This is a genomic window from Paraburkholderia phenazinium (assembly GCF_900100735.1).
In the GTDB taxonomy this organism is placed as follows: Bacteria; Pseudomonadota; Gammaproteobacteria; order Burkholderiales; family Burkholderiaceae; genus Paraburkholderia; species Paraburkholderia phenazinia.
On sequence record NZ_FNCJ01000009.1, the window covers coordinates 17,919 to 32,048 of the forward strand.

The following is a 14,130-nucleotide window of genomic DNA, read 5'->3' on the forward strand; positions in this document are numbered from 1 at the left end:
AAATTAATTGACGATATCCCCTAGCCGGGCGCTGCAATCAGCACGCGCACAATCCGACGAAGGCAACTGTTTGGGAGGTTCTCCATGCGTGCATCTGATGTAATGACCTGCAACGTTATATCCGTCACACCCGACATGACCGTGCGCGACGCAGCCAGAGTCTTTACGGACAACCACATAAGCGGCGCACCTGTTGTGGATGGCGAAGGCCGCCTCATCGGTATGATCAGCGAAGGCGATCTGCTTCGCCGCGTGGAGATCGGAACCGATACGCGCAAGCGATCGTCCTGGTTCGATCTGTTCTCGGCTACTCACGACGCCATAGACTACATCAAGACACATGCGCTAAAAGTTGCGGACGTGATGAAGGCCGATGTTGTTTCGGTGGGGGCCGCCACGCCACTCAGCGAAGTTGCAAGCATACTGGAGACTCGGCATTTCAAACGCGTGCCGGTGACGGAAGCGGGACGGATCGTCGGGATCGTCAGCCGCGCCAATCTCGTTCAGGCATTGGCCAGCATCTCCGACGAGCGAGTGCCGGATGCTGCACTCTCTGACAGCGATATCCGCGCCATGCTGATGGGCGAACTGGCCGGCCGGAATTGGGCGTTCGCCGGGCGCAACCTGGTTGTCACGGATGGGGTGGTTCATCTATGGGGCACCTTTCACTCGATGGAAGCAGTGCAGGCCGTTCGCGTGGCGGCGGAGGGGATTCCGGGCGTCAAACGGGTGGAAGATCATACTGAACCCTATCCGGTGATGCCCGGCATATAGGCGCTGGGTGGCATGACATAAGGGGGAGACGACCCTTTGCTCACTCTTACTGCGTCGGAGACTTACGAAGACGACAGGCTCGTCGTCTCGGTTGAACTGACGCTGAATAAAACGCCCTTGGGTAGGGAGCAGGTCAACGAACTACGATGATAATCGCAACGGAAAAAGGACACCATGGATATCGAGATCTGCGCCGATGGCACAGTCAATTTCTACGCGGCACAACAGCATTGGAACGCCAGTCAGAATGGCAAAGACAAGAGCGTACTCGAAACCGCCAATTTTGCGGGGCAGCGTCTGATGGCAATGACAGACGACGCGGGCGGGTTTGACCTACACTACCTGGGTTTCAAGACGGCTGGCTTTGCGACGATGGAAGCGGCGCATCGCGCGGCGCCGGAATTCGCGCGGCGAGTACTGACACGCATGAGCGCAATGGTCGCGGACTGATCGAACAGGAAATCAATGTAAAGCTAAGCTCTTAAGAAGGTGGTTTTGCTTGTCGGTACGCCACCATACCGGTAACTCACCGTACGCGCACTCATGCTGCAGCGCAACAAGCGTTCTGTGGCATTGGACAGATTAGGACAGAAGCGGCCGTTCACGAATCGTTTCGGAACGGTGCAAAGGGGCCGATAGCGGGCGGACAGACAATGGGCGAGCGTACCCGCGCATTCAATCGGCGTTCTTCCAGATGACATACGCGACTGCAAGCGCGCCTACAGCGACCAACGCAATGAAGCCGCATCCGACCGCAAGCAATGTGACCATCGTCGTCTCCTGGGAGCAGTTGTTGTGGCCTGCAACGGGGCCGTCAGGTCAGGCAAGGTGCGTGAGAAAAAAGAGCCCGAAAGAACCGGGCTCAGCACGCTAATTCTCAAGGCTCTCCCACCTCACACATACGTTATCCCGCAGCCTTGCGAGCTCAATTGTGCTGAATCAAGGAAACGTAGCCTGGTAGGGATCGGCGATGTGCTGCAGCAGGCTGTCGCGGCATTCACTCTTGATCTGCCACGCGACCTCTTCAATGAACGCGTTGCCGCGAAACGGCGTAACCACTGCATCAATCCGCGAATTGAACTCGCGAATCGCTGCCTCAATGCTAGCCGGGTTGTCGCGATCAAAGCTGAGTGCGATCGTGACCTGCCGCAGCGCGTCGAGCGCATCGGCGGCGAGATCGTCAGGCTCGCCGTAGCTACCCTGCCCGGTGGGATCATCGGTCATCGCGGTCCCTCCTCCTATACGTGATGAAGGAGATTATCAGACACATCCATGATCTGTGACACGTGGTGGGGCGTGACCGACGGGAAGCAGCGGAGGACGTGTAGGAACTGCTTTTTCATCGCTGGAGGCGAGCTCGCCATTCCGATCAATCGAGTCTGGTAAGTCGGGCCCGCGCCAACGTAACGTCTCGAGCGCAAAAAAGCCCCTCGCCGCCGCAGGTTTCAGCCATCCTCATCGCCTTTATTGTCGCGGCAACCCCAAGTATATTCAGGACGCGCTGCAGGGGCGTAGGCCAATACCTGAAGCCTCATTTCGCCCCCCCCCTCCGAGCATGCGGCTCAGGAAGTGTGTGGCGCCCATCCAGTGCTTGAGTGTACCGAAGACATGCTCACCCGTACTTCCTGGGATGGTCATCGCATCTGGCTTCCGAGCTGACGCTGCATGGATTCCAGTATATGTTCGTGCTCCCATCGTCGGACGCGGCGATAGTCGCTGGGCGAACATCGCTCCTTGCGAGGCGAAACGCGGATCAGGTACCGCGGCCGCTCGTTGCTGCGACACGCCACATCGGGCTCAACGCGCCAACACGATGAGCCGTCTGCGGTAGCGCTTCACCTGGCCATTGTAGATCCTCGGCGGCCTGCTGCAGGAACGCCGCGTACTTGCCCGGCGAAACGGCCAGATGAAGTCCCAAATCCATCCATGCGAGCACCAGAGAACATGGCGAAAGGCCCCCGCCGCGACCGCCAGCGCCGCCCGGGCTGCACGATCCAGACACTTATATTTCTGATCCGCTGAGGCTCGTGTGCCTGCGCATTCGGTAACCATTGACGTGGGATCGGACCCATGCAAGGCCGTTTGCACCTGCACCGTCGGCGCGCAGGGAACCGCAGGTGGAAGGTCTGCTTTCATCACATATGCATGCCGCCGTTGATCGCGAGATCCGCTCCGGTGATAAAAGCAGCGTCGTCGGAACACAGGAAACCCACCAGCGCTGCGATTTCAGCGGGTTGACCGAGCCGGCCGACAGGAATCTGCGGCAAGATGCGGGTTTCCAAAATCTCTTTCGGTACGGCAGCGGTCATGGAGGTCGCAAGATAGCCCGGCGAAACCGTATTGACCGTCACACTGTGTTTCGCCACTTCGAGCGCAAGCGCCTTTGTAAAGCCATGAATGCCGGACTTTGCAGCCGAGTAGTTGGTCTGCCCGAAAGCGCCGCGCGAGCCGTTCACCGAGCCGATGTTGACGACCCGCCCGAAACCCCGTCCGACCATCCCGCCGATAAAAGGCTTGGTCATATTGAAGAGCGCGTCGAGATCGGTACGTAGTACCGCATCCCAATCGCTCTTGGTCATCTTCGCAAAGGACGAATCGCGCGTGATGCCCGCATTGTTGACCAAGACGTCGACGGCACCAAATTCATCCAGCACGCGGTGCGCGCAGCGGTCGCACGAGTCAAAATCGGCGACGTCGGCCTCGAAGGCCTGAAAGCGGCGCCCTGCTTCGCGCTCGTGCATGATCCAAGTCGCGACGTGGTCGTTGCGAGGCGAATGCGAGACGGCGACGATCATGCCGGCATCGTGCAGCCGGCGGCTGATGGCGGCTCCCAGCCCGCCCATGCCGCCCGTCACAAAGGCAACGCGTTTTTGGGTCATGTCACTCTCCCCGTACAAGACGTGTGCGAACACCGGCCGCGGCTGCGCCGACAGGCTGCGGAGCATGTGGTCGCGAACCCTCTGGTTGTGGAGCAGCCTGCACAAACGCCCAGCTGTCCGGCCCCGTTGAGACCATCTGTTCGAGGTGCTGCAGCCATTCACGCAGGGGTGCGCCACTTCCGCTCACATCTGCGGCCTTTTTCCACTGATCGGCCCAAGCTGACTGCCAGTTGTTTAGCGCGTCGCGCACGGCTTCGCCGAATGCACCGCGATTGCGCACCGCGAGCCCCACGCTCTGCTGCCAGATATTCGAAGTGGTGGCAAGATAGTCACTCAGCACCGCCTGGAAGCTCGCCTGGCATTCGTTCCAGTCCTTCGCGATGGCGGCCGACTCACGCGTGCGCCGCAGCGCGTCGCCATAGCGCTCGATGCGGAGCTTTTCGAGCGCACACGCGTGCTGACGCCATTCCTGCGCCGACGTGAGCATGCGCAACGCGATGTCAAGATTCGCAAGGTACATTTCAAATGGAGTGCGGAATTCGGGCGCCATGAACACCTCCTTCTGGAGTACGCAAGTGTAAAGATGTCACCCATGCGCTGCGGTGAGTCGCCGGGGATAGCCGTTGCTAACTAGTCAGAGTCACTGTAGGTGATCAGTGCGTGGACGGATTGACCTGCATCAACCCCATCATCGCCGTGTGGCACGTGAAGATGAGCTTAAGCGGGCTATGGAAACGGCGATAACAATGAGGCGATAACGTTGTATCTGGCGGGTTCTGTCGCGATAAGGACGAAGGTCGACAGACGTCCCTGGGATCCCCAGAATTCCTTAGAAAGCCAACGAATAGAATTGCTCTGCAGCTGTCTGATTCTTGCGAGTCGACTTCATTTGCCCTTTTCGGATCATATGCATTACTTCGATGCCGCCGAGCACTATCCTCGCACATCGAAAATTCTTGAAGCCCATCATCGAGCGAGTTCGCCGTTTGATCGCTCGGTGGTCCTGCTCGACGATGTTGTTCAGGTACTTACTTTGACGAACCTTGATCGGCTCCTCGCGTTCGGCGTTGATGTCTTTCAAGGCGGCCAGATTCGCGCCGCTCTTGTCGATCGTCACAGTCTCGGGTGCGCCGTTCTGATCGATCGCCTTCTCGAAGTAGCGGCGGGCCGCAGCCTTGTCCCGCTTGGCTCGCAGCAGGAAGTCAATGGTGCCGCCCGCCTTGTCGACGGCCCGGTACAGGTACTTCCACTCCTTGCCGATCTTCACATAGGTCTCGTCCATCCGCCAACCGGCCGCTTGCGGCACCGAAACGCCTTCTCCAGCCGCGGCAACATTTTCAGCGCCCAGCGATGCACCGTCGAGTGGTCGACCGACAGCCCGCGCTCCGCCATTATCTCTTCAAGATGCCGAAGGCTGTGATGGTCTAATTTCCTCGGACAGGTCGATAGGAGGACAATCCTGAATCGACGAGGAAAAACAATAGATGACAAGAAGGCGCCGACAATTTGACGCCAGCTTCAAACTGGAAGTGGTACGGATGGTACGAGACCAGGGGTTATCGGTCAGCGAAGTCAGCCGGTCGATGGACCTGGTTGAGACAGCCGTGCGGCGCTGGGTGGCGCAGTACGATGCGGAACGCGCAGGCGGCCCCGGCGAGGGCAAGCCGCTGACAGCTGAACAGCAGCGCATCCGGCAACTTGAAGCAGAGAACCGGCAATTGCGAGAGGACAACGCGCTGCTAAAAAAAGCGTCGGCCTTCTTTGCCCGGGAACTGAAGTGACTTACCGCGTGGTGACTCACTTGCAACAGGAGGCCGTATCGGTCAGTCACGCCTGCCGGCTTTTGCAGGTGAGCCGCTCTGGCTACTATGCGCACCGGCGTGCAAAGCCGAGCGCAAAGAGTCTGCAGGAACGAACGCACGTCAAGGCAGCATTCACTGCCAGCGGCGCGGGCTATGGAAGCCGGCGTGTGATGCATGCGCTGCGGGAGCAAGGGCTACGTATTGGTCGTTACCGGGTGCGTACGCTGATGCGCGAAGCGGGCCTGCGCACGAGCTGGAAGCGCAAGTTCGTCTCGACGACCGACAGCAGGCATACGCTACCCGTGGCAGAGAACGTGCTCGACCGGCAGTTTGACGTGGGCGAACCCAATCGCGCGTGGGTTTCGGACATCACGTATAGTACGCCCAGCCAGCGTAGCCCGCCCGTATGGGGGTAAAGCTGCTTGAGCATGTTTGGAATGCAGGACTCCGGAGGAGTTGGCGTTGCAGTACCGGGGTATGCCCTTCCTCTGCTGCGAGAGGAAGTGAGCCGAAGCGGCGGTGACTTGCCGACACTGGCAAGGTGACGAAGTCCGTGGGAAACGGAGCTTGAGGCGAAGCGGTTACGCCAAGAGGCTCTGGTGCAAATAAGGTCGGAGAATCGGTTAGAGTTGTCGGAGCAAAACGAGCCGATGACCTGCGATGAGCAAGCTGAAAAGTCTGGAGGAGCTGTTCGGTGGACGCCATTTTGATCGGGAGATCATCATTCTGTGCGTTCGCTGGTACCTGCGCTACAAGCTCAGCCTACGCGATCTGGTAGAGATGATGGCCGAACGGGGTTTGTCGCTTGCTCACACGACGATCCTGCGCTGGGTGAGGCGCTATACGCCCGAGTTCGTCAAACGCTGGAACCGCTTTGCCGCACCTGCAGGTCGATCGTGGCGTGTCGATGAAACCTACCTGAAAATTCGTGGCAAGTGGGTCTACCTCTACCGTGCGGTGGATCGGGCCGGCCAGACCGTGGACTTCTTGCTCAGGGCGAGGCGCGACGTGGCCGCGGCCAAAGCCTTCTTCAGCAAGGCCCTCAGGCATCAGGGCCAGTCGCCGGAGACCATCACGCTCGATGGTTATGCTGCCTCACACCGCGCGGTGCGCGAGATGAAGGCCGATGGTCTGCTGCCTGCAGACACGAAGGTCCGGCCCTCAAAATATCTGAACAACGTGATCGAGCAGGACCATCGCCACATCAAATCCAGAACGAGCGTGATGCTAGGATTCAAACGGTTCAGGAGTGCCGCGACCACGATTTCAGGCATCGAGTTGATGCATCGCATTCGCAAGGGCCAATTCGCTCTCGCGAAGCTCGGCCTCAAGAGTGCCGCTGCACCCGCCGTATGGAATGCGGTGCTATTCGATCAATAAGGTATCCTGCATATATGAAACTTCTGGACCTGCTTTCCTATTTGCACCAGAACCTTGGAAGGGGGCATGTGCTCGAAATGGGGCAATTGATCGCAGGTCCGCTCGCAGGCTAGCGAAATGATGAAGGACACCATGTCAACTTCGACAATACCATCCGACGGCGATTCAGTCGATCCGACTTCGATCTTGCGGTCACCCGTCAAACCGGCGAATATTCCTCGGGCCGAGCAACACAGGGAAGGCACCGAGTCTGAAGATTGGATGGACGCGGTCTTATCGGGCCAGAGGGATACGCACGGCCCAGCGCGAACCGCAACCGCCGTCGATCCTATTCCGGTCACAGGTTCACCAGGCCGTCCCGGGATCGCCCTGAAATTCCACTCTTGCGACCTCGATCACGCGAACCGGGGCGTTCGCAAACACGTCTGCCGGCGTCTGCCCGTCCAGCAATGGATGTGGCCGGTAGAGCCAGAAAACACGTCGCCAGCCTCCGCGATCGTCGTTGTTCGGCGGCAAGGCGGCGAGAAGTTCAGCAACGTCCTTCCGGAGAATGCCCAATCGATTGAACTGGAAGTCCGGATAGATGAACCGATGCTGGGGCGCAGACCAGACACCTAGCAAAGCGCCTGTCGCTCGAGCTTGGATTGCATACGCCGTACGCTTCTGTTCGGTAGAAAAGCCCGCCAGCTCGGCAACATGACGAGCGTCGGGCCACCCTTTTCCGAGAATCTCGTCACGGAACCTGATGGCCACCGTCGTGGCGAGGTTATGCTCGGGATGGTCTGTCATGGAGCAACTCCGGCGGATCTTGAGTCTCAGATCTACACGAGGCGACCGTGGCCTCGGTGGCGAAAGACAAAAATTTCGGCCCTACTTTCGGGCCGGCTCGGTTGAGCCTCGCGCGCATACCCGTCTCCTGCTACTCCGGACAACGGTAGCCAACCTAGCGGTTCCGACAAACCGCTCTTCCGTCGCACACCCCGATCCTGTGTGTAGCAATGCACTTCGCGCGGTTCCTCGGTGACCGGGATCAGGACAAGCGGAACATCATCTACCCGGAGATACATCGCATGACTATCCCGGGCGTGAGAATACCGCCGCACCGATTACGACTGCCACGCAGATCACCATGCGTACGAGAGTGGCTCGCCGGTGTCGGTCTCGAAAACTGTGCCGGCTTTCTCTATGCCGACCGACCATCGAATATCCGTCCCTGCTCCCTTCGAATAAGCGTTCGATCGAACTGCTAGCGCCACTGTCGGTAGCGCGCCCAGAGCCCGCAAACGACGTCGACGCTCAAGCGGGCATGCGAGCTCATCGACGGGTTTTTAAACCGTACTCGGGGCCACGATTACCGCTGCCATCGCACCACGGTGCTCAGACGCGCAACTGACGAGCCCAGCTTATGTCTTCATCCTCCGCGAGAAATTTTAGCCCCCATACTACGTCTCTTCGTGAACAGCGATCGACCAGTTCCTGAAGGATATTCAGCCGAATGTTTCTAAGGCTCCCGATGACGGCTCTCACGTCTTCTATCGAGACCAGGTCCAGCGAGACACTCACGTATTCGAGAATTGCACGTTCCGGGACCGAAACAAGCACCTGTGGATGGCGCCACGCAAGCGGCTTCAATCCGTAGCTTTCATCCATCCGCGCATCGAACAGAGGCAGGGAATAGTAGGAACACGCAAGCCTTTCCACCGCCCAGCCGGGGATATTGCAATATCCGCGGCCCCATAAATCAATCCGGTCGCGAAAGCGCAGATGGTGCATCATCCGGTGCCACTCCAGCGCGGCCCTTCCTCCCACGTGGAGATTTGAAGCGTATGCCTGCAAATAGGCAATCGTTCCATCAATGCCCGGCTGGTCTCCACGCAGCAGATAAGCGTCTTCAGACAGTTGTCGCAACCATCCTTGTTTTACGAGTTTGCCGACCTGCGATGAGTCGATTTCAAGCTCCGCGAAGTAACGCAAGCCCACCGGCTGTGAACGTGGCGCGAAATCCATGAGGAACTGCACGATTTCTGTTGCGTCCTGCATGCTGGATCCTCAGTTGGTCACCTTTGACGACACGTCGATGCACTGATTCATGCCTGACTATGCGGGGCTGTCGCGCCACGGCGGCCTCGGGCCAGATCAGAAGCCGCATGGTAAATCGGCATGCTTTGGCGATACGACCTCACACCCGTTCATACGCAGTCCTCCACCGGATGATGTATCGCGTCGCGGTGTCCATGCAGGAAACGCAGCGACACAGATTCGCGTACAAACGCAGCAAGGGCCATCCAGAGCAGAGAACGCTGCATCAAAATTTCATACAGACAGATGCCTGCGCAGAGACGCCCGGCAGTCCCGCCGTCCATGCTTATGCCGAAGCTGTCGGTTAGGCGGCGTCTGCATCAGCATGCGCCCAGACAAGCACCTTGCTGCTCGCTTCAAGAGGATCAGGTTGCTGCGGCTCGCATGCTCGCAGGCGACCATGCGCATCCGCATAGGCGAGAAAGTTCGATCCACGATCGGAGCACAGGTACGACCACAGGCTCGCAACAGGAACCATCGTTTCCCAGTCGATCGCCAGCAAACGAGGCTTTGTTGCGCCGTACCCCTCCAAGACCGAAACGAGGATCGACGGATCCGCGACGATAAACGAATAACCGTCGGGGTCATCGGGCCTCGTCCCGGCAGCGCGTACCAGGAACGTCGTAGCAATATGGTTGATGCCAGCGAGGCGCCACCGATTGAACGGGTCATGCCTCCTCCGGAACGGCGTCTCCCACTGAGATTTTGTGAGCAGCATGTTTTCAAGAAAAATCAACGGACTTAAGTCACCGGTCTAACTGCCCCGAGCGCAATCAGCTGCGCAACACTGCGCTCTGGGCCAGTCGAGGTACGGCTCGCACGGGATCGGCTGTTACATTTTGCACATTATCAATTGTAGCGTAATTGTGTGCATCCGACGACAGTTACATCTTCAAATTTACCTACATGACTGATGTCGCTTCGTCTTGGCCTCGCGCGCGGACTGAGGGCAGCACGCAAAATGCGCGGCGTCTCTCAGGACGGTCTTGGCGTCTCCAGTAGGACCTATCTAAGCGCGCTCGAGCTCGGAAAGCAGACGCCTACGCTAGACAAGCTCGACGAAATCGCACGAGCGATTGGCGTTCATCCCTTGAGTGTTCTCTTCTACGCATACGCAGTCGGCCTGACCCCACAGGAAGTTCGTGAGCTGGGGCAATTAGTTCGTTCTGAGGTCAGCGGGCTTGAAAAATACGACATCGCGCACGAATAGCGTTGCTCGTTTTTGTGGCCTTAGACTTTCACGTGCTCCTCGCAGTCGTACAGTCAGAGCTCCGTTCGTTGCCTGATGATGCTTCGCCTTTCAAGGAGGCTGTTGAACAGGCAATCGGTCGTAAACAATTCGATGTGCTTGTACTACCAACATCGTCGACTCCGTCTTTCCATGCTGTTTAGCATGCAACAGACACATCTGCGCAAATCGTGCCGTATGTAAATAAATTCGAGAGATCGGAAGCAGGCATCGATCAGTTTCGGAATCCGAGTGCACATCCGGGATGAAATTCCAGCGCATCGATGCTCGTACAACGACAGGACCAAGCTGTCCGGCTCTTCTCATGCGATATTAGCTTATGGACTAGTTATCCTTATCCATCTGTGCTGTACTTCTGTATGCCCTTCCTCTGCTGCGAGAGGAAGTGAGCCGAAGCGGCGGTGACTTGCCGACACTGGCAAGGTGACGAAGTCCGTGGGAAACGGAGCTTGAGGCGAAGCGGTTACGCCAAGATGAGCTTCTAGGCTGAGCATGGGACGGTTGAGGAACACGAACCTGTTTAAACGCATCTGAGGGTTGAAATTTCACCCTTGCCCACACCGCTTCATGGGCAGGACGCGGACTGCGGCCGGTCACACATAAGGCCCGGCGGCACGAATACTGACTGGATATGTATGCTGGTCAGCATGGAACCACGGGGAGCGCGCAGCTAGACCGTGGTGTGCGCGACGACTTGCGGCAAGCAAGGATAAAGACTGCGACAGGCAACCTCGCCCATGCGTTGAGTCCAGCATGTGAACTGGGGAAGGCTTGCACAGATGTTAAGGGAGTGTGCCCCCGATGATGTGCAGGCTGACGGAGCCTCCGTAGTAGTCCGAGGTCGGGAAAGCCGGCCACATGGCGAAGGGGGGCAGTTTAAGTGGTTTGCTGGGTTGATTAACTGACCATAGTGAGGTGAAGACCTTTGATAATCAGTGAAATGCAAAGCAAACTGGCGACATGGTCGACGGAGAACAGAGAGCGCAAGTTCGATCGACTCCTGAGACTGATTGCTGACAAGGATTGGCTGAGTGAAGCGGCTCGTATTACGCTGGCATCCAGCGGAGCCCGCACGTCGGGCGTGGACGGAGTCGACAGACGCACGCTGGAAGCAAATCTCCAGCATGAACTGGCGACGATACGCGAAGAGCTATTGGCGGGCTCGTATAGTCCGCTGCCTGCACGACGCGTGTATATACCGAAAGCGAACGGCAAGCTCAGGCCACTTGGCATTCCGAGCCTGCGGGATCGGATCGTGCAGCGGGCCATGCTGATGGCGATGGAGCCGATATGGGAGAGCTATTTCCACCCGGCTTCATATGGCTTTAGGCCTGCCCGTAGCGTACATCACGCAATTCGCACGGTGAAGCTTCAGTTGCAGGACGGTGGCGAACAAAGTGTCGCCGGACGCTGGGTTATAGAGGGCGACCTCGCCAGCTACTTCGACACCGTTCATCATCGTCTGCTTCTGAAGGGAATCCGCAAGCGCATTGCCGACCAGCGTTTCCTTGCCCTGCTTTGGAAGTTCATCAAGGCGGGCTGCGTTGATCGTGATCTGTTTCGTGCCGCGAGTGAAGGCGTTCCCCAGGGCGGTGTCATCTCACCCCTGTTATCCAACATCATGTTGCACGAATTCGATGTGTGGATGGAAAGGAACTACCTGAACAAGAAGGTGCGGAAGGATCGGTGGGCGTGGAACTTCGCCATTCTCAAACAGCGCCCCATTACGGTACGAGAGAACCGGCAGTGGAAACCAGCTGTTGCCTACTGTCGGTATGCGGATGACTTTGTGATCGTGGTCAAGGGAACTCGCGAACATGCCGAGGCAGTGCGCGAAGCATGCCGTGAGTTCCTCGAAGGCGAACTGAAGCTCACGCTGAATATGGAGAAGACCCATATCACACACGTGAACGATGGCTTCGTGTTCCTCGGTCACCGCATCATCCGCAAGCGTGGACCACGCGGCCGCATGCGGCCGGTGACGACGATTCCGTGGGAGAAGTATCGGGGCTTTGCCGAGCGGCTAGTCAAGCAACTGTCGGGCAACTACGGCATGAACCGGATGGACCTGATGGAAAGCCTGAACCGGCAGATCACCGGCTGGGCTGCCTTCTACCAATACACCGACTTCACGGCCACCATGTTCAGAAAACTGGACCGCACGGTCTTCTGGAAATTCGGCTACTGGCTCGCGCGCAGGTATCGGCGCGGGTTCAGGTCGCTGATGCGCGATCATGTGCGTGCGCCAGAACCGGGACAGGCCAAGACATGGCTGCTTCAAGGCCAGAATAGTCGGGGTTGGTATGGGACGGTGGCGCTTCGGCGTCTTGTTACCAGTCGGAAGAGCCAGTTCAGGTGGCGTAGCCCGTCGGAAAATCCGTACATCATGCGCGACGAGACACGCAGCAACATCGAATCGCGCTATGCCGATGTCGCCTTTGCTATGAGCAACGCTTGAATGGAGAGCCGGATGCGCTGAGAGGTGCAAGTCCGGTTCGGGGAAGAGAGGCCGGGAGATAGCTCGACTACGCCCGGTCTCTTACTCCACTCTCGACGTGGCAGGGCTGGCTCTACGTGGCCTTCGTGATCGACGTGTTCGCCCGACGGATTGTCGGTTGGCGCGTCAGTTCGTCGATGACTACAGACTTCGTTCTGGATGCACTTGAACAGGCACTTTATGCGCGGCGCCCAGACGGCGATGGAACGTTGATACATCACTCCGACAGAGGCTCGCAAGGCGGATTCAACCGGTCGTCGCAACACTGGATTATTGAACAGATTTTAGGTATTCGTCCAAGGCCTCCGCAGGCGTCTTCCAGCCAAGTGTTTTCCGGGGCCTGGAATTCAATGTGTTAGCAACGGCCTGGATCTCGCGAGCACTCCACCGGGACAGGTCTGTGCCCTTTGGAAAGTATTGTCGTAGAAGGCCATTGGTGTTTTCGTTCGTACCACGCTGCCATGGGCTGTGCGGGTCAGCGAAGAACACCTTCACGCCGGACTCGATCGTGAAGCGGGCGTGATCGGACAGCTCCTTGCCACGATCCCAAGTCAATGATTGCCACAACTGAGCTGGTAAGTCCGCCACGGTCTTCTTGAGTGCGTTGGCCATCGTCACAGCTCCATAGCCGGCGAGCGCAGGCCCGTTTTTCGTGCGTGGAATTAGCCCATAGCCTTTCTCGCGAGGTAAGTGCACAAGCATCGTAAAGCGGCTTGATCTTTCCACCAACGTCCCGATGGCTGATCGGTTTAAGCCGATAATCAAATCACCCTCCCAATGGCCTGGCACAGCACGATCTTGCACCTCGGCAGGCCGACTGGAAATCATCACCTCCTCGCTGACGTGCGCCCAAGCCCTGGCACGCGCTCTCGCCCGGGGAACGCGCAACGCGCGCTCGGTGCGCAGGCAACCCACCAGCTCGCGCTTGAGCGAGCCGCGCCCTTGAATATAGAGCGCTTGATAAATGGCTTCGTGAGAGATGCGCATAGACTCATCATCCGGGAAATCAGCCTGCAACCGATTAGCAATTTGTTCAGGTGACCAGCCGTTAACCCACTTTCGGTCACCGCGATGTGGCTTATTTCGCCCCTTGAACGGTGCCTGTCTGGGCCCGGCAATTTCACGACCATTGGCGTCACGTACTTTGCCCTCCAGGTGATCCTGAACGTATTGGCGCAGACGTGCATTAGTTGCCAGCTTCGCTGGTTTTGGTCGTTTGGCGAACCGTTCCGCCTTCCACTGCGCGACCGAAGCACGATACTCGAGACACCCATTACGTGTCGCCGCGTTGCGCGTGAGCTCTCGCGAAACGGTTGATGGATTGCGTCCAATATGTCGGGCGATCTCGCGCACCCCGAGGCCTTGGACCGAAAGCAATGCTATCTCTTCTCGCTCAGCGAACGACAGGTATCGACCAGCGACAGACAGGTAGAGAACGACAATTATCTTGGCACGGGCGGCCATCGTAAT

At 58.2% G+C, this 14,130-nt stretch carries 14 protein-coding genes and 4 pseudogenes; 8 read left to right on the plus strand and 10 right to left on the minus strand.

Annotated features, from left to right (window positions below; genetic code table 11):
• The first annotated feature begins 84 nt into the window (after window positions 1-84).
• On the plus strand, window positions 85-774 hold the full coding sequence (locus tag BLQ92_RS20245) for a CBS domain-containing protein (RefSeq protein ID WP_090686332.1): 690 nt from the start codon (window positions 85-87) through the stop codon (window positions 772-774).
• Window positions 775-948: 174 nt separating this feature from the next.
• Window positions 949-1,224 (plus strand): hypothetical protein, encoded by a 276-nt coding sequence (locus BLQ92_RS20250; protein WP_090686333.1) that lies wholly within the window; start codon window positions 949-951, stop codon window positions 1,222-1,224.
• Between the two features lie 489 nt (window positions 1,225-1,713).
• Here BLQ92_RS20250 and BLQ92_RS20255 read toward each other — a convergent pair whose 3' ends face one another.
• The 6 genes and pseudogenes from BLQ92_RS20255 to BLQ92_RS20280 form a co-directional block, all read right to left on the minus strand.
• Window positions 1,714-1,998 (minus strand): hypothetical protein, encoded by a 285-nt coding sequence (locus BLQ92_RS20255; RefSeq protein WP_090686334.1) that lies wholly within the window; start codon window positions 1,996-1,998, stop codon window positions 1,714-1,716.
• Window positions 1,999-2,221: 223 nt separating this feature from the next.
• Window positions 2,222-2,510 (minus strand): annotated as a pseudogene (locus tag BLQ92_RS40435) (IS5/IS1182 family transposase); the annotation flags it as partial.
• A gap of 17 nt (window positions 2,511-2,527) precedes the next feature.
• Window positions 2,528-2,776 carry a poly-beta-hydroxybutyrate polymerase N-terminal domain-containing protein gene (locus BLQ92_RS20265; RefSeq protein WP_143016637.1) on the minus strand — a complete coding sequence of 83 codons (249 nt, stop codon included), beginning with the start codon at window positions 2,774-2,776 and terminating at the stop codon, window positions 2,528-2,530.
• A gap of 133 nt (window positions 2,777-2,909) precedes the next feature.
• Window positions 2,910-3,653, minus strand: a complete 744-nt coding sequence (locus BLQ92_RS20270) for a beta-ketoacyl-ACP reductase (RefSeq protein ID WP_090686336.1) — start codon at window positions 3,651-3,653, stop codon at window positions 2,910-2,912.
• Between the two features lies 1 nt (window position 3,654).
• Window positions 3,655-4,203, minus strand: a complete 549-nt coding sequence (locus BLQ92_RS20275; protein ID WP_090686337.1) for a hypothetical protein — start codon at window positions 4,201-4,203, stop codon at window positions 3,655-3,657.
• Between the two features lie 279 nt (window positions 4,204-4,482).
• Window positions 4,483-5,111 (minus strand): annotated as a pseudogene (locus BLQ92_RS20280) (IS6 family transposase).
• A 26-nt stretch (window positions 5,112-5,137) separates the two neighbouring features.
• Between BLQ92_RS20280 and BLQ92_RS20285 the strand changes: the two are divergent.
• The 3 genes from BLQ92_RS20285 (at window position 5,138) to BLQ92_RS20295 (ending at window position 6,835) form a co-directional block, all read left to right on the plus strand.
• Window positions 5,138-5,434 carry a transposase gene (locus BLQ92_RS20285; protein ID WP_090686338.1) on the plus strand — a complete coding sequence of 99 codons (297 nt, stop codon included), beginning with the start codon at window positions 5,138-5,140 and terminating at the stop codon, window positions 5,432-5,434.
• On the plus strand, window positions 5,431-5,871 hold the full coding sequence (locus BLQ92_RS20290; RefSeq protein WP_175772225.1) for an IS3 family transposase: 441 nt from the start codon (window positions 5,431-5,433) through the stop codon (window positions 5,869-5,871). Before BLQ92_RS20285 ends, BLQ92_RS20290 begins: the two co-directional genes overlap by 4 nt.
• Before the next feature lie 253 nt (window positions 5,872-6,124).
• Entirely contained in the window at window positions 6,125-6,835 is a 711-nt protein-coding gene (locus BLQ92_RS20295; protein WP_425312472.1) for an IS6 family transposase, read from the plus strand.
• Between the two features lie 345 nt (window positions 6,836-7,180).
• Here the strand turns inward: BLQ92_RS20295 and BLQ92_RS20300 are convergent, their stop codons facing one another.
• The 3 genes from BLQ92_RS20300 to BLQ92_RS20310 all read right to left on the minus strand — a co-directional run bounded on the left by BLQ92_RS20300 (window position 7,181) and on the right by BLQ92_RS20310 (window position 9,650).
• A complete protein-coding gene (locus tag BLQ92_RS20300; protein ID WP_090686341.1) occupies window positions 7,181-7,624 on the minus strand; it encodes a hypothetical protein in 444 nt (147 codons plus the stop codon).
• A gap of 588 nt (window positions 7,625-8,212) precedes the next feature.
• Window positions 8,213-8,875, minus strand: a complete 663-nt coding sequence (locus BLQ92_RS20305) for a type IV toxin-antitoxin system AbiEi family antitoxin domain-containing protein (protein ID WP_090686342.1) — start codon at window positions 8,873-8,875, stop codon at window positions 8,213-8,215.
• Window positions 8,876-9,218: 343 nt separating this feature from the next.
• A complete protein-coding gene (locus BLQ92_RS20310; protein ID WP_143016638.1) occupies window positions 9,219-9,650 on the minus strand; it encodes a hypothetical protein in 432 nt (143 codons plus the stop codon).
• Between the two features lie 225 nt (window positions 9,651-9,875).
• Between BLQ92_RS20310 and BLQ92_RS20315 the strand changes: the two genes are divergently transcribed.
• From BLQ92_RS20315 to BLQ92_RS20325, 3 genes and pseudogenes are all read left to right on the plus strand, one after another.
• Window positions 9,876-10,124, plus strand: coding sequence for a helix-turn-helix domain-containing protein (locus tag BLQ92_RS20315; RefSeq protein ID WP_244106162.1), 249 nt, complete (start codon window positions 9,876-9,878; stop codon window positions 10,122-10,124).
• Window positions 10,125-11,103: 979 nt separating this feature from the next.
• A complete protein-coding gene (gene ltrA, locus BLQ92_RS20320) occupies window positions 11,104-12,621 on the plus strand; it encodes a group II intron reverse transcriptase/maturase (protein WP_090686345.1) in 1,518 nt (505 codons plus the stop codon).
• An 83-nt stretch (window positions 12,622-12,704) separates the two neighbouring features.
• Window positions 12,705-12,899, plus strand: a pseudogene (locus tag BLQ92_RS20325) (DDE-type integrase/transposase/recombinase); the annotation flags it as partial.
• 31 nt (window positions 12,900-12,930) lie between these two features.
• Here the strand turns inward: BLQ92_RS20325 and BLQ92_RS20330 are convergent.
• Window positions 12,931-14,082 (minus strand): annotated as a pseudogene (locus tag BLQ92_RS20330) (IS30 family transposase); the annotation flags it as partial.
• Window positions 14,083-14,130 lie beyond the last annotated feature (48 nt).